Source organism: Gordonia sp. NPDC057258, assembly GCF_042668985.1.
Taxonomy (GTDB): domain Bacteria; phylum Actinomycetota; class Actinomycetes; order Mycobacteriales; family Mycobacteriaceae; genus Gordonia; species Gordonia hongkongensis.
In genome coordinates this window covers 119,878-140,717 of sequence record NZ_JBHUXZ010000009.1, presented here as the reverse complement: position 1 = coordinate 140,717, position 20,840 = coordinate 119,878, and the positions used below count along the sequence as shown (strand labels likewise).

Below are 20,840 nucleotides of genomic sequence, written 5' to 3'. Positions count from 1 at the left end.
AGGTACGTGCGACGGCCCCATCGGGCAACGATTGCGCCCAGGGTGAATCGATCGGCGCCGGTCAGGACCCTGCGGTCGGGTCCATTCGCGGCTCGGACGCGGCGATGTCCCGCGGGTCGTCGACGTCCGGTTCGTCCTTGTCGGTCTCGCCGCCGTCGGAGGCGAGTTCCGCCTCGCGGGAGACCTCGCCCTCCTGGTCGATACCGGCCTGCTCGCCGACGTCGATGCGGTCTGGCAGTTCGTCCATGTCCACTCCGGTCACCTCTCTGGCCTGTTCGGATTCGGCGTACGGGGCCGAGGTGTCCACCTCGGACGATGCGTCCGCGAACTCGGCGTCGATGATGCCGCTCGCGTCGTATCGCGAGTGCGCGTCGGCTTTGGCCTTGCGGGCGGCCTCGCGCATCTCGAACCCGTCGGTCACGATCTCACCGATCTCGCGGGTCACGCCCGCAACGGCTCCGGTGATGATGGTCGCTATCCGGCCGACATGGGTGGCCGTGGACTCGATCAATTCCTGGAACAGATCCTTGTTGCGTTCGATGCTGTCGACCATCGCTTCGGGAATCCCCCTGCAGTTGGTTGCGGCTGGAGCCTGATCGGTGTGCCCAGAGCCTACCCCCGGGGCACACCGATCAAACCGGCGTCAGGCGACCGAGGCGGGCTTCTCGCGCTCGACGATGACGGTGAGATCGTTGTCGTCGCGCGTCATCCAGTTGGGCAACGACAGCTTCGCGATCTTCTTCCAGGTCGACGCGAGCTGGTGGCTCAGCGAGCCGGTGTTGTACGGCAGTCCGTAGCGTTCGCAGATCTCCCGGACCTCCGCGGACATCTCGGGGTAGCGACTGGCCGGGATGTCGGGGAAGAGGTGGTGCTCGATCTGGTGCGAGAGGTTGCCGCTCATCACATGGAACAACGGGCTGCCGGTGATGTTGGCCGAACCGAGCATCTGCCGCAGGTACCACTGGCCCCGCGTCTCGTTCTGGCATTCCTCGGACGTGAATGTCTGTGCACCGCTGGGGAAGTGGCCACAGAAGATGATCGAGTAGGTCCACACGTTGCGCACCAGGTTGGCGGTCGCGTTACCGATGAGGGTCGGGACGAACAGCGGGCCCGTGAGCGCGGGGAAGACGACGTAGTCCTTGAGGACCTGACGACCGGCCTTGCGCCACATGCCTTTCAGCAGGCCTTTGACGTCACTCCACTTGCGCTTGCCGGCGATGACGTTCTCGGCTTCGAGGTCGTGCAGCATGACGCCCCACTCGAAGAGCAGCATGAGGGCGGTCGCGTAGCCGAGGTTGCCCAGGTAGTAGGGGTTCCACTTCTGATCGCGGTCCATTCGCAGGATGCCGTAACCAATGTCGCGGTCCTCACCCAGGATGTTGGTGAAGGTGTGGTGCAGGTAGTTGTGGCTGTGCTTCCACTGGTCGGCCGGACAGACGGTGTCCCACTCGAACTCGCGGGAGTTGTAGGTGTCCTCGCGCATCCAGTCGTACTGACCGTGCATGACGTTGTGGCCGATCTCCATGTTGTCGAGGATCTTCGACACCGAGAGGGCGCCCACCGCGGCGATCCATGCGGGCGGGAAGAACCCGAGGTACATGAGTGCGCGTCCGCCGATCTCGAAACCGCGCTGGGCGCGGATCACCGAGTAGAGGTAGTCGCGGTCCTTCTGGCCCAGGTCGGCGACGATCCGGGCCCGCAGGGCGTCGAGGTCTCGCCCGAGCGCCTCGACCTGCTCGTAGGACATGACAACGGTGTTGGGGTCGTCCGCGACCTTCTGGTCGGAGCCGACGCGATGCAGCGCGGGCAGGTTGTCGTCGATGGTGGTCTCGACGTCACGGCTGATGTCGATGGTCATGGCATTGCCTCCTTCTCGGAGAGGAGATGTGGCTGGGAAGGGTGGATCTGGGGGATCAGCTCGTGGGCATCAGATGTCGATGTCGACCGAGCCGACCGGCGCGCTGATGCACAGCTGGATCTGGGTGTCCGACTCGTCGTCGATCTCGCCGGTGAGGACGTTGCGGGTGCACCCCGACTTCTTCGTCGCGACGCAGGAGAAGCAGATCCCCATCCGGCACCCGGATTCGGGCGTGAGCCCGGCCGTTTCGGCCTGGTCCAGGATCGGACGGCCGTCGTTGGCCGCCGACGTTCCCGACGAGGAGAACGTGACCTCGCCCTCGACGGAATCCGGGTCGACGGCCGGGATGACCGGCGCGAAGGCCTCGCTGTGCAACGGCTGGCTGATGGCGAGTTCGGCATGGACCCGTGCGACCTCGTCCATGAGGGCGGCGGGGCCGCAGACGAACACGTCGGCGTCGGACAACCCCGGGATTCCCTCGAGGTGGTCGGCGCTGAAGTGTCCGTCGTCGCGCGTGTGGTACACGCGCAGGTCGAACCGGGGATGGCTGTCCGCGAGTTCACGCAGCTCGTCGCGGTAGGCGACGTCGGCCGGGGTGCGCGCATAGTGCACGAACGTGATCGGTCCCGCGTACTGTCGGGCGACGAGTGTGCGCGCCATTGAGAGTACAGGTGTAATCCCGCTGCCGCCGCTGACGAAGACCGCCGACGTCGGGTCGGTGTCGGGAAGCACGAACTCGCCGTCGGCGGCGGACAGCCCGACGACGTCCCCGGCGCGGGCGTGCTCACGAAGGTGGGTGGACACGAAGCCGTCGTCGTGTGCGGTGATGGTCAGCTCGATCTCGCCGTGCGGGCCCGCGGCGGCGTTGGCCGGCGAGAAGCAGCGGGTGTGCCGGACTCCGTCGATGACGACCTTGAGCTGCACGAACTGGCCGGCCTCGTGGCCTCGCCACTGACGGGTCGGACGAATGGTGAGGCGGACGGTGCGCGACGTGGGACGCTCGACACGGGTGATCTCGCCGCGCAGATCGCGCCAGGTGATCATCGGATCGAGCAACTCGAGGTAGCGGTCGACCGGATGCGGCGACAGCGCTGCCTCCACGATCGAACCGACCAGACGGCTCCACCGGCCGGGCTCGGCGCCGGTGCCGGCGCGGGTCTGGTCCTGGGGTGTGCGGATGCTCATGGGCTGGGCTCCGTTCGGTGTGTTTCGGTGTACATGTGTACACCGGCAAGTGTGACACAGGGCGACAGTCGATCGTCAAGTGTTGGTCGACGTGACTGCCGTCACGACACCGCCTGTGCCTCTGCGTCGCGTCGGCCGACCCGACGCATAGACTCGGGTGCGTGACACGCACGCGAGAGCCGAGCCGGCGCGATGCGCAGACCCGTGCGGACCGCAAGAACCAGACGCGACAGGCGTTGCTGGACACCACGCGGTCACTGGTCGGCGAGCGCAGTTTCGGCAGCATCAGCCTCCGTGAGGTCGCCCGTGGCGCCGGGATCGTGCCGACCGCCTTCTATCGCCACTTCGCATCGATGGAGGATCTCGGGGTCACCGTCGTCGAGGACTCGATGCGCGTCCTGCGACGGGCGCTGCGTGAGGGACGACGCGACCTGGCGGCGCGTGACGCCCTGCCCACCGCGCAGAACTCGCTGGCCATCCTGCTGCGGCACGTCCGCGAGAACGAGTCGCAATTCCGGTTCCTGGTGCGCGAGCAACGGGGCGGCATCGCCGAGATCCGTCGCGCAATCGGCACCGAACTCCGGTTGTTCTCCAAGGAACTCGCGATCGATCTCGCCCGGATCCCGGACCTGGCACGGTGGCAGTCCGACGACCTCGAACTGGCAGCGGAGCTGATCGTCATCATCATGCTCACCGCGGTGGCCGATCTGCTCGACGGTGAGTATCGCGGACGTTCCGCCGAGCAGGAGATCGTCGAGCGCACCGAGCGACAACTCGTGATGGTCTTCCTCGGCATGGGTCAATGGCGCCCGTCGACCGACTGACCAGCGGGGATCGGACGCCCTGGTAGTTGCCGACCTACAGCTTGTCGGCGCTCTCGGTGAGTCCCGACCCGGGCGGCAGTAGCGGGCGAGGTGGCAGCGGGGAGGAGTAGACCACATTGGTGGTGACGCTGCCGAGGGTTCCGACCATGCCGCTGACCCGTTCCAGGTGCTTCATGTCGGTGGCGACGACCTTCATGATGAAACAGTCGTCGCCGGTGACGTGATGCGCCTCGATGACTTCGGGTAGCCCTGCGAGCAGGGTGTGCAATGGCTCGTACCTACTGCTGGGATACCGCAGCCGTAGGAAGGCCAGGATCGCGAACCCGAGCCGCTCGGGGTCGACGCTGGCGCTGTAGCCGCTGATCACCCCGGATTCTTCGAGGCGGGCTTCGAGACCGATGCGTCCGACGTGCACGCCGATCAGGAACGCGGTGTGAACTTCGTCTTGATCGACTCACGAGGTGAGGCGGCGTGGGCGCAGGGGCGCATCGTCGGAGCCGTGCACATGCCGACGGCACAGATCGCCGCGCGCGCCGTCGACGAGATAGCAACGAGCACACCGGTTGTGACGTACTGCTGGGGGCCCGGATGCAATGGTTCGACGCGGGCCGCGCTGGAGTTCGCCAAGCTGGGTTACCGGGTCAAGGAGATGATCGGCGGTTACGAATACTGGGCGCGCGAGGGCTACCCCGTCGAGAATGATCACAGCCGGATCATCCGGTCCAAAGACCCGCTCACCGTGCCACTGGACTCGGTGGTCTGCGACTGCTGAAACAGTCGTACCCGCCGACGCCTAGCGGCCGGGCCCCGCGGTTGTCGATTTGCCCTCAGGGCGATTTCAACTGTGGTCCGTCGACGCGATGGTGCCGGACACTGGGCCGAGGCACCGCGCCGGCCCACTCGCCCCGAGGCGGGAGTCGAGGCGGTGTCGTGCTCGTCACGTGCCGACCCGACCGAAAGGTGCCCTCGCGGTGTCTCTGCATTTCCACTGGTTCCTGCCCACCTACGGCGACTCGCGCAATCTGATCGCGGGCGGACACGGCAGCCAGATGACAGGGGACCGGCCGGCCGATCTGCGGTACCTCAAACAGCTCGCCGGCGCCGCCGAGGCCAACGGCTTCGAAGCCGTCCTGACCCCGGCAGGTCTCTGGTGCGAGGACGCCTGGCTGACCACCGCCGCTCTGATCGACGCCACCGAGAGCCTCAAATTCCTGGTGGCGTTCCGCCCCGGGCTCATCTCGCCGACGCTGGCCGCCCAGATGGCCGCCACGTTCCAGTGGCATTCGCAGGGCCGCCTTCTGGTCAACGTCGTCACCGGCGGCGAGTCGAGTGAACAGCGCGCCTTCGGCGACTTCCTCGCGAAGAACGCGCGGTACGAGCGTTGCGACGAGTACCTGGAGATCATCCGGCGGCTCTGGACCGAGGAAGAACCCGTCGACGTGGTGGGGAAGTACCTGCGCGTCGAGGGTGCGCAGCTCGGACGTCGTCCCGATCCGACGCCGGAGATCTTCTTCGGCGGATCGTCGCCGGCCGCCGGTGACGTCGCCGCCAAGCACGCCGACACCTACCTCACCTGGGGCGAGCGTCCGGACGCGGTGGCCGAGAAGATCGCGTGGGTCAACGGTCTCGCGGCCGCGCAGGGCCGGGAACTCTCGCACGGCATCCGTTTTCACGTGATCGCCCGCGAGACGTCGGAGCAGGCCTGGGCCGAGGTGGCCCGTCTGCTCGGTGCGCTCGATCCGGCCCAGGTCGCGACTGCGCAGCAGAACCTGGCGCGCTCGGAGTCCGAGGGCCAGCGACGTATGTCCGAACTCCACGGTCGTGGAGCCGGTTTCGCCGACCACAACGATCCGCACTCGCTGGAGATCCACCCCGGCGTGTGGGCCGGGGTCGGGCTCGTCCGTGGTGGTGCGGGTACGGCGCTGGTCGGCTCCTACGACGAAGTGGCCGCACTCATCGCCGAGTACGCCGCGCTCGGACTCGACCACTTCATCCTGTCGGGCTATCCGCATCTCGAAGAGGCGTACCACTTCGGCGACGGGGTCCGGCCCGCTCTCGCCCGGCTCGGACTGCTCGACCCGGCGTCGGCCGGCCCGTCCGAAGCCGTGCGCACCGCGTTCCTGCCGCGCCTGCAGGCTGCATCATCCTGATCGACAACACTTTTCACCTTCACCACGTCCTTTCTCGCCTTGTAACCGACACCTCGCGGAGGTAGCCATGTCCACCGAGTCCATCGCGGACCAGATCAAGTTCGCCTACTGGGTGCCCAACGTCAGCGGTGGCCTGGTCACCAGCACCATCGAGCAACGCACCGGCTGGGACTACGACTACAACGTCAAACTCGCGCAGACCGCCGAGAACAACGGTTTCGAGTACGCGCTGTCGCAGGTGCGGTACGAGGCGAGCTACGGAGCCGAATACCAGCACGAATCCACCAGTTTCAGCCTCGCGCTCCTGCTCGCCACGCAGCGGCTGAAGGTGATCGCGGCGGTGCACCCGGGGCTCTGGCATCCGGCCGTCCTGGCGAAGCTCGGCGCCACCGCCGACCACCTGTCCAAGGGTCGCTTCGCGATCAACGTCGTCAGCGGCTGGTTCAAGGACGAGTTCACCCACCTCGGCGAGCCGTGGCTCGAGCACGACGAGCGGTACCGGCGCAGCGGAGAGTTCCTCGAGGTGATCCGCAAGATCTGGACCGAGGACGAGGTCGACTACCGCGGCGACTTCTACCGCATCCACGACTTCACGCTGAAGCCCAAGCCGCTCAACACCGTCGAGCGTCCGAACCCCGAGCTGTTCCAGGGCGGGAACTCCTCGGCCGCCCGCAACAACGGCGGACGGTACGCGGACTGGTACTTCTCCAACGGCAAGGACTTCGACGGCGTGACCGAGCAGCTCGACGACCTCCGCGCCGTCGCACGTGCCCACGAGCGCGAGGTGAAGTTCGGGCTCAACGGCTTCATCATCGCGCGGGACACCGAGAAAGAGGCCCGCGACACTCTGCGCGAGATCGTCGAGAAGGCGAATCGCCCTGCGGTGGAGGGCTTCCGGGACGCCGTCCAGCAGGCCGGGAACTCGACAGGCGACAAGAAGGGCATGTGGGCCGACTCGTCGTTCGAGGACCTCGTCCAGTACAACGACGGCTTCCGGACCCAGCTGATCGGCACCCCGGAGCAGGTGGCCGAACGCATCGTCGCCTACAAGCGTCTGGGCGTCGACCTGATCCTCGGCGGCTTCCTGCACTTCCAGGAGGAGATCGAGGACTTCGGTGAGAAGGTGCTGCCTCTGGTGCGCGAGATCGAGGGCGCCCAGAGCGACACCGCCCCGACGCCTGCGGGAGTGGCGTGACCGCAGTGAGCCAGGCGCGGGTTCGGTCCGCCGTGCGGATCGGGTCCGAGGCCGAGGCGCTGTCGATCGCGCGCGAATTGGCCGCCGAATTCGCGGTCGGGGCGGCCGAGCGCGACCGCGAACGTCGGTTGCCCCATGCCGAGATCGACCGTCTGTCGCAGTCGGGGCTGCTGGCACTCACCGTCCCGGCTCGGTTCGGCGGTCTCGACCTGCGTCCCAGTGCGCTCGCCGAGGTGGTGTCCATCCTGGCCGCCGCGGACGCGAGCATCGCGCAGATCCCGCACAGCCACTTCGTCTACCTCAATCTCGTCCGCCTGTCCGCGGGAGAAGTGTTGCAGGAGCGAATCTTCGCCGACGTCCTCGCGGGTGGACGGGTGGCCAACGCGCAGTCCGAGCGGGGCGGCAAGACCATCGCCGACATCTCGACACGGTTGAGTCCGGTGGCCGATCGAGCATCGACGCGTTTCGTCCTCGACGGTGAGAAGTTCTATTGCACCGGTTCGTTGTTCGCGGACACCCTCGCCGTCCTCGCGTGGCTGGACGTCGCCGTCGGCGACCTCGCACCCGGGGAGTACGTGGCTTTCGTCCCGGCCGATGCCGACGGCGTGGAGATCGTCGACGACTGGGATGCGGTGGGACAGCGCACGACCGGCTCGGGGACCGTCCGGTTCAGCGGGGTCGGCCTGGGTCTCGCGGATCTGGTGGCGCGCGCACCGGCAACATCTGCGCCCACCGGTTACGGCGCCTTCGCCCAGCTGCTCCATGCGGCGATCGACGTCGGTATCGCCCGCGGTGCGCTGCGCGCGGCGTCGGAGTTCGTGCGTACGAAGTCACGACCGTGGTTCGAGGCGAATGTCGAACGAGCAGTGGATGATCCGCTGTTGGTGCAGCGCTTCGGCGAGTTGGAGGTCGAGGTCGCGACCGCCGAGGCGACCCTCGCCGAGGCCGGTCGAAGAGTCGACGCGGCAGTGGGAGGTACCCCGGAATCGTCCTCGCGCGAGTTGGTCGCGGAGGCCTCGATCGCAGTCGCGACGGCGAAGGTGGTGGCCGACCGGGTGGCCCCCTCGGTGGCGTCGGCCCTGTTCGAGGTGAGCGGGACCCGCAGTGCCGCCGGTGGCGGGGGGCTGGATCGCTTCTGGCGCGACGCCCGGACGCACACGCTGCACGACCCCGTGCGATGGAAGTACCAGCACATCGGGCGCTGGGTTCTGCGCGGCGAGGAGCCGCCCCTGCACGGCGTGATCTGACCGCGGGGGCGTCCGGCGTCGGCGTCAGAGGTAGCGGCCGACGAGCGGCACGGCCTTCTTCGGGGTCTTCGCGTTGAAACCGTCGCCGATCGCACGCAGTTTCCACTCGCCGCCGTCGCGGGAGATGACCGCCATCGCGACCGCGGTGAACGGCATCCCGCCCTTGAGGGTGTAACGGGCCAGCTCGGCGGAGGTCGTCTCGTCGACGAGCCGGCAGTAGGCGTTCTCGATCTTCTCGAACGTGTGGCCCCGGTACGACGTGACGATGAACATCAACGCGTCGATCTGGGGTGGGACCGACTGCAGCGCAACGCGGATGACCTCGTCGTCGCCCTCGCCTTCACCGGTGAGGTTGTCGCCGGAGTGCAGGATCGAACGGTTCTTGCTGTTGAGGTGACCGTAGTAGACGGTCTCGACGCACTTCCCGCCCGAGAACATGAGCACCGAGGCGTCGAGGTCGATCGAGCCCCCGCGCCCGAATCCGCCGCGCACCGGATCCCACCCGAGTCCCATCTGGATGTCGGTGAGTGCCACGCCACCCTCCTTGCGGAGGGTGACCTTCTGGCCTTTCGCCAGGCTCACCGGGGCGCCCTTGCGCAGGCTGACCTCGGCGGGCTGCGCCGGGGGTGCGGGAGCAGGCGGTGCGGGTGCAGGGGGCGCGGGAGTGGGCGCCGCCGCCGGGGGCGCGGGTGCCGGGGGAGTCGGCGCCGACGGCCGCGAGTAGCTGATCGGCGCGGGCGGGGCGGGTATCGGTTGCGGCTCGTCGTCGACGCTCACCCCGTGGTCGCGGACCAGGTCGGCGAAACCGCCCGCATATCCCTGACCGATGGCACGTACCTTCCACTCGCTGTTGCGTCGGTACACCTCGAGGGCGATGACCACCGACTCGCTGGTGAGGCCGGTGACGGTGAAGTCGTACAGCGGCCGGCCCGCTTCGTCGGTGACGTGAGCGACCGGCGGTGCGAAACGGCCGAAGGTCGACGACGCGTCGTCGAGCGTGATGACCGCGCGGACCGCGTCGATGTCGGCAGGTACTCGAGCGGTCGAGATGTGCAGTCGCGCAGAACCTGCGGCGGCCTGTTCCAGCCGGACGCCGGGCCCGGTCGGCTGGTTGTAGAAGACGAAGTCGTCGTCGGTACGCACCACCCCCCGGTCGGTGACCAGCAGGGCCGACAGGTCGGCGGCGGTCGCGAGGTCCACCGAGACGATGACATCGGGGGTCGGCAACGGGCCGTTCTGGCCTTTGGTCAGAGCAGACATCTCCGGGCGATTCCTCATTTCAGTCGGGCCGAATACGCACAGCGTAGTCATGTGAGGCGGCGACCCGCGTCTGAAGACCACCCGACCGAGAGGGGGCGACGACAATACGATGTTGGCTCTTTCGTGGAGGGTGGTTTTCAGCGCCAGGTTGGTCAGTGGGTGTGACCCCGGTCCCAGCAAGGTTCCGATTGGGTATACAGCCTGGTCCCTGGTGCGCGACCGCCCTAGTCTCATGTGTCTGAAGTGACTCAGGAGACAGATGTGAATGTTGTGACCAGGATCGGCGTGGTGTTCTGCGCGGTGGCGATGTCGATGGTGATCGGCGCGGGCTCGGCGACGGCGATACCGCTCCCCGTGATGCCGCCACTGCCGGAACCCTTCGCCACGTGGTTCAAGCCCCCGGAACCGCTCGACAAAAAGCTCGCGAAGAGCTATGCCGCACTGACGAAGTCGATGCGGAAGTCCTTGCCCGGCCAGCTCGGGATCGCGATCGTGCCCGTCGGCGGGGACGAGGTCATCTCACTCGGGTCGCTCAAATCGGGACGTGCATGGTCGACGATGAAGGTCCCGGTGTCGCTCGCCGCGCAGCGCGAGCGCGGTCCAGCGGTCGCCGCGATGGAGGACAAGGCGATCACGTTCTCCGACAACGATGCAGCCGGCGAATTGTGGGGGGTGCTCGGCGGCGGGCACGCGTCCGTCGACGCTGTCAGTGCGGTCCTCCGTGAGGGCCACGACGTCCGGACACACGTGTCCTCCGAGGTCGACAATCCGCCGTCGTACCCCGGTCACACCGCCTGGGCGCTACGCGACCAGGCGATCTTCGGCGCTCACCTGCCGTGTCTGCCCGACAGCGAACACCTCATCCGGCTGATGAGCGCCGTCGCCCCGAACCAGCAGTGGGGTATCGCGAAGGTGGGGCGCAGTCAGGGAGCGGTGACCGCGGTCAAGGGTGGCTGGGGTCCGGCGACGTCGAAGTCGTCGGCGCATCTGGTGCGGCAACTGGGCATCATCACCACGACCAGCGGCCAGGTCGCGGTGTCGATGGCGGCGATCCCGCGGAGTGGATCGTTCACCGACGGGACCAAGATGCTGACCCGGCTCGGCAATTGGCTCGGAAAGAACCTGGCCGACCTCCCCAAGGGTCGATGCTGATCGCGGGCCGTGACCTCAGGCCGCGGCGTGCGCGGCCGGTGTACGTCCCGCGCCCGCCGGGGTCGTGAGCGCGGCGGCGATCGCCGTCGTGAGCGGAACCGACAGCGCGATCGCGATACCGCCGACGAACGAGCGGGCCAACTCCACCGCGACGACGTCGGTGGTGAGCAGTCCGCCCAACGGCTGCTGGGCCACGGAGAACAACAGCATCAGCGGCAGCGCACTGCCCGCGTAGGCGAAGACAAGGGTGTACACCGTGCTCGCGATGTGGTCGCGGCCCACGCGCATCGCGGCGCGGAAGGTCGCGAGCCGTGACGGTTCGCCGGCCGCGGCCAGCTCGAAGGCCGCCGAGGCCTGGGTGATCGTGACATCGTTCAGAACACCGAGGGTGCCGATGATGAACCCGGCGAGCAGGAGACCGCTGACCGAGATGTTGCCCTGATACACCTGCAGATTGGTGGTCTGATCGCCCGAGAGCCCGGTGAGGTTCATGGTCCGGATGGCGAGCGAGCTCAGGAATCCCGCGAGCAGGAGGGAGGTCAGCGTCCCGAGCAGAGCCGAACTGGTCCGGAGACTGACACCGTGCGCGAGGTAGAGGACCACGAACAGGATCACCGCCGACGACACGACCGCCACCGCGACAGGGGACGACCCGTCGAGGATGGCCGGCAGCGTGAACACGGTGAGTATCCCGAAGGCGATCGCCAGCCCGATGATCGAGCGGAACCCGCGCCACGCCGCCACCAGCACGATCGCGGCGATGAACAGCACGGCCCAGAAGATGATCGCCGGTCCGCGCTGGAAGTCGAAGAAGCTGTACCGGTTGCTGCCGTCGGGGCCGGGAACGGTCGCGAGCCGGATGTCGTCACCGACGTTCAACGTCGGCTGGCCGGCCTGGGGGTCGTCGAGCGTGCCGGCGGCGGGGGCCACGGTGTCGGGCCCGGATCCGGCCTGTGCCCGGTTGGTCGGGATCTCCAGGACGGTGTACTTGCCGGCCACGTCACCGGAGGTGAACCGGACCGCGTTGAGGATGCACGGCCCACCCGGCACCGGATTCACCGGTATGTCGGCGGTCTCGAGCACTGATCCCGCCATCGAGTTGAGGCAATTCGCATGGAACTGGTCCACGATCTCGCCGTCGACCGTGGTGATCGGCCCGCCGTCGGCGGACCGGAACTGGGTGGGGATCGGGTGTTCGGAATCCGACGGCCACAGGACGACCATGCCGACCGCGACCGCGACCGCGGTCACCGCGAGCGTGCCGATGACGAACCACCGGGCGATCGGCGACAGCGTGTGGCTGATGTCGGACAGCGAGTGCGCATGACCGTGCCCGTGATGTGTGCGGCTCACGCGGTGAGCCTATGCGCACCGCACCCGGGTCGCGATGGGCGACCCGGGTGCGGTGATGGGGTGTGCAGCAGTGCCGACGCCGGTCACAGGGGCAGCAGGATGCCCTTGACCCGCGGATCGGTCCGCAGGAATTCCTGCACGGCAGGGTCTTTGAACGCGGCGACCAGGTTCTTGATGTTCTCGGTGTCCTTCCACTGCGTTCCGATGGTCAGCTGCCCGGCGAACTCGTCGGGAGCGGGCGGAGCGTAGATCTGCTTGGCGATGTCGATGTTCGCGGCGAGGTAGTACTCGGTGTAGCCCACGGTGGCGTCGAGGTCGGCGAGCGAGCGCGACTGGGCGGCGAAGTCGAGCAGGACGAACTGCAGGTTCCGCGGATTCGTGGCGATGTCCTTCTGGGTCGCCTTCCACTTGTCCACGCCTGGTTTCAGCGTGATGAGTCCGGCGCGTTCGAGCAGCCAGAGTCCCTGGGCCTCGTTCGCGGGATCGGAGTAGAGGGAGACGCGGGCGTTCTGCGGCAGGTCGGCGACGTCGCGGTACTTGTCCGACCAGATGCCGAATCCCCAGCGGAACACCGGCGTCGCGGCTTCCTCCTGGAAGTCCGGGTTCGCCTCGAGGACCTGCGACAGCCACAGCTTGTGCTGATAGACGGTGCCCGCGACCTCCCCGTCGCTGACCGCACGGTTCAGCGTCGTGGAGTCGGACAGGCCCTTGAATGCGACCTTGATGTCATACCGGGGTGCGACCTCGTCGGCGATGAACTCGACCAGTGCCTGCTCGGAGGCGTTGCCCTCGGCGGTGACGACGGTCAGTGTCGCACCGGCGGTCTCGTTGGGCGACGTCGAGTCGGACCCGAGGAAGCGCCAGCCGACGACGGCGGCGATCACGGCGACCACGACCAGCGCGCCGACGATCAGCGGCCAGCGGCGACGTGTCGAGATCTCGATTCCGGAACTGCCGGGCGGAGAGGGAGTCTCGCCGGATTTCGATGAGGTGCCGGTGGTGGAACCGGTGTCCTGTGTCATGGGGTGCCTTTCGGGTGTGGCTGGGTGATGCGGTGACGAGCGCTCCGCCGCTCAGGGAGCAGAGCCGGCCGGCGGTTTTGTGGTTCTTCAGTGGTTGGCCCGGCGGGACGTGACCGGGTTGAGGCTGCGGGCGAGGGCGTCGCCGGCGACCTGGATCACGGCCACCGTCACGATGAGCACGATGATGGTGGCGACCATGACCCCCTGATCGAATCGCTGGTAGCCGTAGGTGACCGCCACGTATCCGAGTCCGCCGGCGCCGATGGTGCCGGCGATCGTGGAGTACTCGATCATCGCGATGGTGTTGATCGTCAGTCCGCCGACGATGCTCGGCAGCGCCTCGGGAACCTGTGCCTTCCAGATGATCTGGGCGTTCGATCCGCCGGACGCACGTGCCACGTCGATCGTCGAGGCCGGGACCGACCGCAGCGAGTTCTCGACGATGCGTGTGAAGAAGGCGATGCCGGCGATCGACATCGGTACCACCGCCGCGGCGATGCCGATGTTCGTGCCCGTGACCAGGCGGGTGAACGGGATGATCGCCGTCATCAGCACCAGAAAGGGCAACGACCGACCGATGCTGATCACCCACGACAGGGGGGTGTGCAACGAGCGTCGTGCGAAAAGCCCGCCGGGAGCGAGGTTGTGGATGAGTGCGCCCAGCGGGACTCCCACCACCAGGACGACGACCATCACGATGCTCACCATCAGGACCGTGTCGATGGCCGCCGGGATGAGCAGGTCGGGGATCTCGTCGAGCGGCACCGTGATGTTCGCCGAATACGTGGTGCTCACGCGGCCACCTCGGAGCCGGTGACGGTCTCGACGGCGGTACCGCCCGCGGTCGCGGTGGCGTCGAGAAGGCGTGCGGCCAGGCCGAGTTCACCCGCGGCGCCGATGAATGCCGACGCGTGTCCGGTGGGCACCGACACGGTGAGATCGCCGAAGACGGTGCCGTCGATGGTCTGCACGTTGGCGCCCAGCACCGAGATCGAGATGTCGAGTCGCCTGCCCAGCTGGGTCAACCAGTCCGCGGGGACCGTCGCGGAGTGGTAGACCACCGAGATCGGGGTTTCGGCCGAGGCCGGTTGCGCACTCGGCCCGCGCGGCCGGAGTGCCCGTCCCAGAACCGAATCCGGTTCCAGGACCACCTGTTCCAGCCGGCCGTGCTCGACGATGCGGCCGCGTTCGAGACGGCCGACGGTGTCGGCGACCCGCACGACCGTGTCCATCTCGTGGGTGATGAACACCACCGCGAGATCCAGTTCGTCCCGAACGTCGGTGAGGAGCCGTAAGAAGGTGTCCGTGGCCGCGGGATCCAGACCCGAGGTGGCTTCGTCGGACAGCAGGACGGAAGGTTTGAGTGCGAGGGCCCGAGCGATGCCGACGCGCTGCCGCTGACCGCCGGACAGCTGATGCGGATACAGGTCCGCTTTGTCGGCGAGGCCGACCAGATCGAGAAGTTCGCCGACGCGTGCCGTGGTCGATCGCTTTGTCGCACCCAGATATTCGAGAGGCAAAGCGACATTCTGCGCCGCGGTTCGCCGGGACAGCAGACTCGCCGACTGGAACACGGTGCCGATCCGGCGCCGGGCGTCGCGAAGGCCCGACGTGCCCAGTGCGGTGAGATCCTCCCCGTTGACCACGACCTTGCCCGACGTCGGACGTTCCAGCAGATTCAGACACCGGGCCAGCGTGCTCTTGCCGGCGCCGGACGGGCCGACGACGGCGAAGATCTCACCGGCGTCGACAGTGAAGTCGACCTCGTCGAGCACCGTCGTCGGGTCGGGCGAACCGACACCGAACACCTTCGTCAACCCCACCACCTCGATCACCGGAGGCCCCCGTTCGCGCTGGTGAGCTGAGCGGCTTCCCTGATCGAATCGTCGATGGTCGAGTTGCTCCCACCGACCCGGTACGTGGACCCGCGATGGTTCTCCGGCAGTTGATCGCCACGCCCGAAGAGCTTGTGGCGCAGGGTTCCCGGGACGTAGTCCCGGTCGTAGAGTCCGCGCCGCTCGAGGGCGGGCACCACGTGGGTGATGATGTCCTCGAACGATCCGGGGGTCACCGCGTAGGCGACGTTGAAGCCGTCGACGTCGGTCTCGGTCACCCAGTCCTGCAGGGCTTCTGCCACCTCGTCGCCGGAGCCGATCAGGACCGGACCCATTCCGCCGATGCCGCCCCACGCCGCGATGTCCCGCACGCGCCATTCCTCGCCGGTGTCGCTCGCCTGCTGGAAAGCGGCGACCGCGGACTGGATCGCGTTGCTGTGCACGTTGCCGATCGGTTCGTCGATCTCGTAACTCGCGAGGTCGATGCCCATCCAGCCCGACATGAAGACCAGCGCACCCTCGGTGCTGGCGTAGGACTGGTACTCCGCGGCTTTCGCGCGGGCTGCCTCCGGAGTCGAGTCGGTGATGATCGTCAGCAGCGTGTAGATCTTCGCGTCGTACGGGTCGCGTCCGGCCAGGATCAGCTCGTCGCGCACCTTGCTCACCACATCACGCAGGATGGCCTTGGTCGGCGCGGCCACGAAGATGGCCTCGGCGTTCTCCGCGGCGAAACGTCGGCCGCGAGGCGAGGCCCCGGCCTGGTAGATGACCGGTGAACCCTGCGGCGACGGCTCGGCGAGGTGAATGCCGGGCACGGTGAAGTGCTTTCCGCGGTGCCCGATGTGATGGACCCGGGCCGGGTCGGCGAAGATGCCCGCCTCGCGATCGCGGAGAACAGCGTCGCGTTCCCACGAACCCTCCCAGAGCTTGTACAGCACGGTGAGGTACTCATCGGCCTGGTTGTAGCGCTCGTCGTGCTCGAGTTGATCGTCGGCGCCCATGTTGCGGGCTGCCGCAGGCAGGTATCCCGTCACCACGTTCCAGCCGATCCGGCCACGGGTGAGGTGGTCCAGCGTCGACAGACGCCGTGCGAAGGGGTAGGGATGCTCGAAACCCGTACCGGTGGTGACCCCGAAGCCGAGGTGCTCGGTGGCGTGCGCCATCGCCGAGACGAGCAACAGCGGGTCGTTCACGGGGATCTGCGCACCCTGGCGGATGGCGGCTTCGTCGTTGCCGGCGTACACGTCGTAGGTGCCCAGGACGTCGGCGATGAACAGACCGTCGAATCCGCCGGTCTCCAGCAAGCGGGCGAGGTCGACCCAGTAGTCGATGGTGTTGTAGTCCCACGACCGGTCGTCGGGGTGGCGCCACAGACCCGGTGACTGGTGCGCAACGCAATTCATGTCGAAGGCGTTGAATCGGATCTTACGTGGGGCATTCGGTTCTGACACCGGAGGAATGATGCTGACGGATCGTCGGAGTGGCCATCGTTGTGCCCACCGCGAACCTAAACTTGTGCCATGCGATCCACAGATGTGTTGCTCGACGGTCTCGGTCGAGTCGTCGAGAACGTTCACGCCGTCCTGGACGACATCTCCACCGAGGAATTGAACCGGTCTCCCGCGCCCGGTGCCAACACGATCGCCTGGCTCGTGTGGCATCTGACGCGCGTGCAGGACTCGCACGTCGCCGACGTCGCCGGAACCGACGAGGTGTGGGTGACCGGGGGATGGGTCGAACGGTTCGGTCTGCCGTTCGACCCCGGCGAGAGCGGGTACGGGCAGTCGGCCGACGAGGCGGCGCGGGTCGTCGTCGACGACCCGGACCTGTTGCGCGGCTACTACGACGCCACGCACGCGGTCAGCGTCGACTACATTGGCGCGCTGTCGGATTCAGATCTCGACCGCGTCGTCGACGAGAACTGGGACCCGCCGGTCACGTTGGGCGTACGATTGCTCAGCGTGATCGACGACGACACCCAGCACATCGGTCAGGCGGCATACGTCCGGGGCCTGTTGTCCTGATGTTCTGGTCCCGCAAACCCACCCCTTTTCCGTAAACCCACAGCGCTCGGACCGGGTGGGTTCACGGAAAAGGGGTGGGTTTGACGGAAGGTTGGTTCGAAATCGCGGTCGGGATCTAGACGGTCAGGACAGGCAGCCCTTGAAGGTCTGGAAGTCACCGGCGAACGCGGGTCCCTTGCAGGTCGGGCCGTTCTTGCCGTCGACGACGACCTCGCCGCCGGGTCCGGCGATACCGATGGCCAGGCCGGGACGGATGCCGTCCATGGTGACCGTCGCTCCGGGACCGAGGGCGATGGCCGCGGGTCCGGCGAAGTTGTCGGCGGTGACGTTGGCTTCGCCGCCGTTGTCGGTGATGGCGAGCGAGAGTCCGGTCGGGCCGGAGTCGGCGCTACACGAGGCCGCAGAGGCGGACTGGCCGGGAAGTGCCGGACATACGGTGGGCGCGGCGCCGGCGGACGGCGCGGCGGCGAGCGATACTGCGGTCGCACCTGCGGCGGCGACGACGAAACCCAGAGCTGTGCGCGTGACTGTCTTCATGTTGGACTCCTTTGTCGAGGAACGGTGTCGTGCGTGGAGCGATTCGGAATGGCCGCCGGGCCGGATGGGGTCCGCTTCGCACGCCGCCTCGCCACCGGTCGTGTGCCCAGCGCGCGTAGGTTGGAAACGTGCAACTGCGAATCTTCACCGAGCCCCAGCAGGGTGCGACCTACGACGATCTGCTCACCGTCGCCAAGGCGACCGAGGACCTGGGCTTCGATGCCTTCTTCCGTTCCGACCATTTCGCCGGAATGGGCGGCGACGGCCTCCCCGGGCCGACCGACGCGTGGATCACGTTGGCGGGCTTGGCGCGCGAGACCTCGCGAATCCGGCTGGGGACGCTCGTCTCGTCGGCCACTTTCCGGCTACCCGGGCCGTTCTCGATCGCAGTCGCCCAGGTCGATCAGATGAGCGGTGGCCGTGTCGAATTGGGAATCGGAACGGGCTGGCACGAGGGTGAGCACGAGGCGTACGGAATCCCGTTCCCGCCGTTGAGGGAACGGTTCGACCGCCTCGAGGAGAACCTCGAGATCATCACCGGGTTGTGGCAGACCCCGCTGGGCGAGGAGTTCGACTACGAGGGCACACACTTTCGCCTCTCGAAATCGCCGGCCCTGCCCAAACCCGTGCAGCACCCGCGCCCGCCGATCATCATCGGGGGCAGTGGCAAGAAGCGGACGCCCGCGCTGGCCGCGCGTTTCGCCGACGAGTTCAATGTCGTGTTCCAACCACTCGACGTCGCCGGGGATCTCATCGGGCGCGTCCGCACGGCGTGCGTCGACACCGGCCGCGACCCGGAGTCGCTGACCTACTCCGCCGCGCTCGTATTGTGTTGCGGCCGCGACGAAGCCGAGTTCCGGCGCCGGGCCGAGGCCATCGGCCGGGAACCGGACGAGCTGCGCGAGAACGGGGCTGCCGGAACCCCGGACGAGGTCGCCGCGAAGATCGCGACCTACGGCGAGCTGGGCGTCACGCGCATGTATCTGCAGACCCTTGATCTGTCGGATCTCGATCACCTCGAGCTCGTCGCGTCGAAGGTCGCTCCGCAGTTGGCGTGAGCGCCCGCGGGCACCCCGTCTGCTGGGTGCGGCGTTCGCAAAGCTTGCTCCTCAGTGTCAGCGGCCCGGCGGCCGTCGTGGACCATGAAGGCACCCGCCCACGAGTATGAGTGGCTAGATCCCATGCTCCCTGAGGTGCGAGCGAAGCGAGCCACGAAGGGTGTTGCAACGTGTCTCGCCAGGCCCTTCGTGGCTCGTCGCTTGCGCTCCTCACACCTCAGGGACCAGAGGTTTTGTGGTTCTTTCGGATTCGGGAGCAGGGGTTATGCGCCTCTTTCGGCACAGGGACCAGGGGTTTGGTGGTTCTGTCGGATTAGACAGTCGAGTGTCCTCGAAGGGTTCCCCCGACCCGGCACCCGGGCCGACCAGGATGGGCCATAATCAACCTCATGGCCGACAGGGGCGAGCACACATCATCGAGACCGCCGGAACGTCAACGGATCAAGAAGCTGGCGCAGGCCGCGCTCAACGCCGACGTGACCGTCGAGCAACTCGAGGGCATCATCGCCGACATGGGGGAGACCCTCGACGGACTCGGCCCCACCCTGGACGGGCTGAACTCGACGATCGCGAAACTCGACGTGACGCTGGTGCGACTCTCCGGAACCCTCGACCAGGTCGACGCCACCGTCGACCGCATGTCCGACATCGTCGGGCGGCTCGAACGGGTGGTCGGGCGGGTCGAGGCACTCGTCGGTATCGGCGAGGCCGCCTTCCGTCCGCTCGGCGCCCTCGAGTCGGCAGGCAAGTCGGTCGCTGCCCGACTCGGCTGGCACTGAACACCGAAACGAGATCAGGGAATGACACCGGAAGAACACAGTTTTCGCGGCCGGCACGGGCACACCATCGTCTACGACGTCCACCGGCCCGCGGACAGCCCGCGCGGCGTGGTCGTCGTGGTGCACGGACTCGCCGAACACGGACGACGGTATCTGCATGTGGCCCGTCGGCTCGTCGACGACGGTTACCTCGTCGCGATACCGGACCACGTCGGTCACGGCCGCTCGGGTGGCAAGCGACTCCGGTTGCGCCGGTTCGGTGACTTCACCGACGACCTCGACACCGTGCTCGCCCATGTCGCCGACGGCAGCGTCCCGACGTTCCTGATCGGGCACAGCATGGGCGGGTGCATCGCTCTCGACTATGCGCTCGACCACCAGGACAAGCTCGACGGACTGATCCTGTCGGGAGCGGCCGTGCTGCCCGGTGACGACCTGCCCGATCTGGCCGTCCGATTCGCGCCGCTGATCGGCCGGATCGCACCGGGATTGCCCACCACCGAGTTGAGTTCGTCGAGCATCTCCCGGGATCCGGACGTCGTGGCCGCCTACGACGCCGACCCGCTGGTGACGCGCGGCAAGATCCCGGCCGGGCTGGGCGGGGCGATGATCGGCACCATGCGGTCGTTTCCTGAGCGCCTGCCGTCACTGCAACTACCCATCCTGGTGATGCACGGCAGCGAGGACGCGCTCACCGACCCGCGCGGCAGCGAACTCGTCGAGCGGCTCGCCGGGTCGGCGGACAAGACGCTCGTGATCTACGACGACCTGTTCCACGAAATCTTCAACGAACCCGAGCAGGCGGTGGTGCTCGACGCGGTGATCACCTGGCTGCGCGGTCACACCGCGCGCCCGTGACCATCGCGCGCCCACTCACGTCAGGCGCACCAACACCCCGGCCAGCAGGACCACCACTCCGCCGATCTCGCCCACGATGAGCGCGAGCATGAACAGGTAGGTGCCGGGAGTCGGGTCGACGAACTGATTCGTGGTGTCCCGCAGGGCGCCGTGGATGCAGTACGCGGCGATCGCCGCGACGAAGAAGACGATCGGGACCGCCGCGGCGATCACGTTGACTGCCGTCGGGAACGCGCTGAGTTCGACCAGCGCTGCGAGCACCAGGGTGGCGAACGAGTACATCAGCGCCGCCCGGTGCGCGATGTCGACGTACACGTGGGCCGTCCGCTCCGGCGAGGTGCGGATGCCGTGGTACTTCCATACGCCCAACGCGAGTGCCCAGACGAGGATCACTCCCGACGCCACGACCACGACGATGGTGTCGACGCCGACGAGATCGGCGAGATCGGGGTCGGCGGTCATGGCTGAACGCTAGCAGCAGGTGCGGTCGACCCGATCGGTCG

At 67.5% G+C, this 20,840-nt stretch carries 22 protein-coding genes; 10 read left to right on the top strand and 12 right to left on the bottom strand.

The features are described from left to right. Nucleotides 1–61: 61 nt before the first annotated feature. The 3 genes from ACFUEJ_RS09410 to ACFUEJ_RS09400 all read right to left on the bottom strand — a co-directional run bounded on the left by ACFUEJ_RS09410 (nt 62) and on the right by ACFUEJ_RS09400 (nt 3,043). Complete coding sequence (locus ACFUEJ_RS09410) at nt 62–553, bottom strand: hypothetical protein (protein ID WP_058250802.1); 492 nt, start codon at nt 551–553, stop codon at nt 62–64. A gap of 90 nt (nt 554–643) precedes the next feature. Then, nucleotides 644–1,858: a fatty acid desaturase family protein gene (locus tag ACFUEJ_RS09405; RefSeq protein ID WP_388028850.1), complete on the bottom strand. Its 1,215-nt coding sequence runs from the start codon at nt 1,856–1,858 to the stop codon at nt 644–646. Between the two features lie 69 nt (nt 1,859–1,927). Further along, a complete protein-coding gene (locus ACFUEJ_RS09400) occupies nt 1,928–3,043 on the bottom strand; it encodes a ferredoxin reductase (protein WP_388028847.1) in 1,116 nt (371 codons plus the stop codon). 161 nt (nt 3,044–3,204) lie between these two features. Here ACFUEJ_RS09400 and ACFUEJ_RS09395 point away from each other — a divergent pair, with 161 nt between their 5' ends. Continuing rightward, entirely contained in the window at nt 3,205–3,867 is a 663-nt protein-coding gene (locus ACFUEJ_RS09395; protein WP_068970639.1) for a TetR family transcriptional regulator, read from the top strand. A gap of 34 nt (nt 3,868–3,901) precedes the next feature. On the opposite strand, the gene ACFUEJ_RS09390 is transcribed toward ACFUEJ_RS09395, so the two are convergent. After that, complete coding sequence (locus ACFUEJ_RS09390) at nt 3,902–4,282, bottom strand: Lrp/AsnC family transcriptional regulator (protein WP_388028845.1); 381 nt, start codon at nt 4,280–4,282, stop codon at nt 3,902–3,904. Between ACFUEJ_RS09390 and ACFUEJ_RS09385 the strand changes: the two genes are divergently transcribed. The 4 genes from ACFUEJ_RS09385 to ACFUEJ_RS09370 all read left to right on the top strand — a co-directional run bounded on the left by ACFUEJ_RS09385 (nt 4,277) and on the right by ACFUEJ_RS09370 (nt 8,459). Continuing rightward, nucleotides 4,277–4,639 carry a rhodanese-like domain-containing protein gene (locus tag ACFUEJ_RS09385; protein WP_388028842.1) on the top strand — a complete coding sequence of 121 codons (363 nt, stop codon included), beginning with the start codon at nt 4,277–4,279 and terminating at the stop codon, nt 4,637–4,639. The genes ACFUEJ_RS09390 and ACFUEJ_RS09385 overlap by 6 nt on opposite strands. A gap of 199 nt (nt 4,640–4,838) precedes the next feature. Beyond that, the gene (locus ACFUEJ_RS09380) at nt 4,839–6,017 is read left to right on the top strand and encodes an LLM class flavin-dependent oxidoreductase (RefSeq protein ID WP_388028840.1); all 1,179 of its coding nucleotides are present in this window, start codon (nt 4,839–4,841) and stop codon (nt 6,015–6,017) included. Between the two features lie 67 nt (nt 6,018–6,084). Continuing rightward, a complete protein-coding gene (gene sfnG / locus ACFUEJ_RS09375; protein ID WP_388028838.1) occupies nt 6,085–7,212 on the top strand; it encodes a dimethylsulfone monooxygenase SfnG in 1,128 nt (375 codons plus the stop codon). Next, nucleotides 7,209–8,459: an SfnB family sulfur acquisition oxidoreductase gene (locus ACFUEJ_RS09370; RefSeq protein ID WP_388028836.1), complete on the top strand. Its 1,251-nt coding sequence runs from the start codon at nt 7,209–7,211 to the stop codon at nt 8,457–8,459. Before sfnG ends, ACFUEJ_RS09370 begins: the two co-directional genes overlap by 4 nt. A 24-nt stretch (nt 8,460–8,483) precedes the next feature. Here ACFUEJ_RS09370 and ACFUEJ_RS09365 read toward each other — a convergent pair whose 3' ends face one another. Continuing rightward, the gene (locus ACFUEJ_RS09365) at nt 8,484–9,719 is read right to left on the bottom strand and encodes a TerD family protein (protein WP_388028834.1); all 1,236 of its coding nucleotides are present in this window, start codon (nt 9,717–9,719) and stop codon (nt 8,484–8,486) included. A 306-nt stretch (nt 9,720–10,025) separates the two neighbouring features. On the opposite strand from ACFUEJ_RS09365, the gene ACFUEJ_RS09360 reads away from it, so the two are divergent. Continuing rightward, nucleotides 10,026–10,871 carry a hypothetical protein gene (locus ACFUEJ_RS09360; RefSeq protein ID WP_311277997.1) on the top strand — a complete coding sequence of 282 codons (846 nt, stop codon included), beginning with the start codon at nt 10,026–10,028 and terminating at the stop codon, nt 10,869–10,871. A 15-nt stretch (nt 10,872–10,886) separates the two neighbouring features. Here the strand turns inward: ACFUEJ_RS09360 and ACFUEJ_RS09355 are convergent, their stop codons facing one another. From ACFUEJ_RS09355 to ACFUEJ_RS09335, 5 genes are all read right to left on the bottom strand, one after another. Then, on the bottom strand, nt 10,887–12,224 hold the full coding sequence (locus ACFUEJ_RS09355) for a YibE/F family protein (protein WP_311277977.1): 1,338 nt from the start codon (nt 12,222–12,224) through the stop codon (nt 10,887–10,889). Between the two features lie 83 nt (nt 12,225–12,307). Beyond that, complete coding sequence (locus ACFUEJ_RS09350; protein ID WP_058250790.1) at nt 12,308–13,246, bottom strand: MetQ/NlpA family ABC transporter substrate-binding protein; 939 nt, start codon at nt 13,244–13,246, stop codon at nt 12,308–12,310. Nucleotides 13,247–13,333: 87 nt separating this feature from the next. After that, nucleotides 13,334–14,041 carry a methionine ABC transporter permease gene (locus ACFUEJ_RS09345; protein ID WP_259935502.1) on the bottom strand — a complete coding sequence of 236 codons (708 nt, stop codon included), beginning with the start codon at nt 14,039–14,041 and terminating at the stop codon, nt 13,334–13,336. Next, nucleotides 14,038–15,081 carry a methionine ABC transporter ATP-binding protein gene (locus tag ACFUEJ_RS09340; protein WP_288815957.1) on the bottom strand — a complete coding sequence of 348 codons (1,044 nt, stop codon included), beginning with the start codon at nt 15,079–15,081 and terminating at the stop codon, nt 14,038–14,040. Before ACFUEJ_RS09340 ends, ACFUEJ_RS09345 begins: the two co-directional genes overlap by 4 nt. After that, nucleotides 15,078–16,532 carry an LLM class flavin-dependent oxidoreductase gene (locus ACFUEJ_RS09335; RefSeq protein ID WP_259935500.1) on the bottom strand — a complete coding sequence of 485 codons (1,455 nt, stop codon included), beginning with the start codon at nt 16,530–16,532 and terminating at the stop codon, nt 15,078–15,080. Before ACFUEJ_RS09335 ends, ACFUEJ_RS09340 begins: the two co-directional genes overlap by 4 nt. Before the next feature lie 69 nt (nt 16,533–16,601). On the opposite strand from ACFUEJ_RS09335, the gene ACFUEJ_RS09330 reads away from it, so the two are divergent. Beyond that, entirely contained in the window at nt 16,602–17,105 is a 504-nt protein-coding gene (locus tag ACFUEJ_RS09330) for a DinB family protein (RefSeq protein ID WP_388028828.1), read from the top strand. A gap of 123 nt (nt 17,106–17,228) precedes the next feature. Here ACFUEJ_RS09330 and ACFUEJ_RS09325 read toward each other — a convergent pair whose 3' ends face one another. Continuing rightward, nucleotides 17,229–17,642: a hypothetical protein gene (locus ACFUEJ_RS09325; protein WP_065631983.1), complete on the bottom strand. Its 414-nt coding sequence runs from the start codon at nt 17,640–17,642 to the stop codon at nt 17,229–17,231. A gap of 128 nt (nt 17,643–17,770) precedes the next feature. On the opposite strand from ACFUEJ_RS09325, the gene ACFUEJ_RS09320 reads away from it, so the two are divergent. The 3 genes from ACFUEJ_RS09320 to ACFUEJ_RS09310 all read left to right on the top strand — a co-directional run bounded on the left by ACFUEJ_RS09320 (nt 17,771) and on the right by ACFUEJ_RS09310 (nt 20,337). Then, nucleotides 17,771–18,700, top strand: coding sequence for an LLM class F420-dependent oxidoreductase (locus tag ACFUEJ_RS09320; RefSeq protein WP_388028825.1), 930 nt, complete (start codon nt 17,771–17,773; stop codon nt 18,698–18,700). Between the two features lie 389 nt (nt 18,701–19,089). Further along, nucleotides 19,090–19,479 (top strand): hypothetical protein, encoded by a 390-nt coding sequence (locus ACFUEJ_RS09315; RefSeq protein WP_078112108.1) that lies wholly within the window; start codon nt 19,090–19,092, stop codon nt 19,477–19,479. A gap of 21 nt (nt 19,480–19,500) precedes the next feature. Further along, entirely contained in the window at nt 19,501–20,337 is an 837-nt protein-coding gene (locus ACFUEJ_RS09310; protein ID WP_078112107.1) for an alpha/beta hydrolase, read from the top strand. 15 nt (nt 20,338–20,352) lie between these two features. Here the strand turns inward: ACFUEJ_RS09310 and ACFUEJ_RS09305 are convergent, their stop codons facing one another. Then, nucleotides 20,353–20,799: a hypothetical protein gene (locus ACFUEJ_RS09305; RefSeq protein ID WP_388028821.1), complete on the bottom strand. Its 447-nt coding sequence runs from the start codon at nt 20,797–20,799 to the stop codon at nt 20,353–20,355. Nucleotides 20,800–20,840 lie beyond the last annotated feature (41 nt).

Bases quoted from the DNA above. Each gene is read 5' to 3' on its own strand.
- ACFUEJ_RS09410 (WP_058250802.1), bottom strand. From the start codon at position 553: ATGGTCGACAGCATCGAACGCAACAAGGATCTGTTCCAGGAATTGATC.
- ACFUEJ_RS09405 (WP_388028850.1), bottom strand. From the start codon at position 1,858: ATGACCATCGACATCAGCCGTGACGTCGAGACCACCATCGACGACAAC.
- ACFUEJ_RS09400 (WP_388028847.1), bottom strand. From the start codon at position 3,043: ATGAGCATCCGCACACCCCAGGACCAGACCCGCGCCGGCACCGGCGCC.
- sfnG (WP_388028838.1), top strand. From the start codon at position 6,085: ATGTCCACCGAGTCCATCGCGGACCAGATCAAGTTCGCCTACTGGGTG.
- ACFUEJ_RS09365 (WP_388028834.1), bottom strand. From the start codon at position 9,719: ATGTCTGCTCTGACCAAAGGCCAGAACGGCCCGTTGCCGACCCCCGAT.
- ACFUEJ_RS09360 (WP_311277997.1), top strand. From the start codon at position 10,026: ATGTCGATGGTGATCGGCGCGGGCTCGGCGACGGCGATACCGCTCCCC.
- ACFUEJ_RS09350 (WP_058250790.1), bottom strand. From the start codon at position 13,246: ATGACACAGGACACCGGTTCCACCACCGGCACCTCATCGAAATCCGGC.
- ACFUEJ_RS09330 (WP_388028828.1), top strand. From the start codon at position 16,602: ATGCGATCCACAGATGTGTTGCTCGACGGTCTCGGTCGAGTCGTCGAG.
- ACFUEJ_RS09325 (WP_065631983.1), bottom strand. From the start codon at position 17,642: ATGAAGACAGTCACGCGCACAGCTCTGGGTTTCGTCGTCGCCGCCGCA.
- ACFUEJ_RS09315 (WP_078112108.1), top strand. From the start codon at position 19,090: ATGGCCGACAGGGGCGAGCACACATCATCGAGACCGCCGGAACGTCAA.
- ACFUEJ_RS09310 (WP_078112107.1), top strand. From the start codon at position 19,501: ATGACACCGGAAGAACACAGTTTTCGCGGCCGGCACGGGCACACCATC.
- ACFUEJ_RS09305 (WP_388028821.1), bottom strand. From the start codon at position 20,799: ATGACCGCCGACCCCGATCTCGCCGATCTCGTCGGCGTCGACACCATC.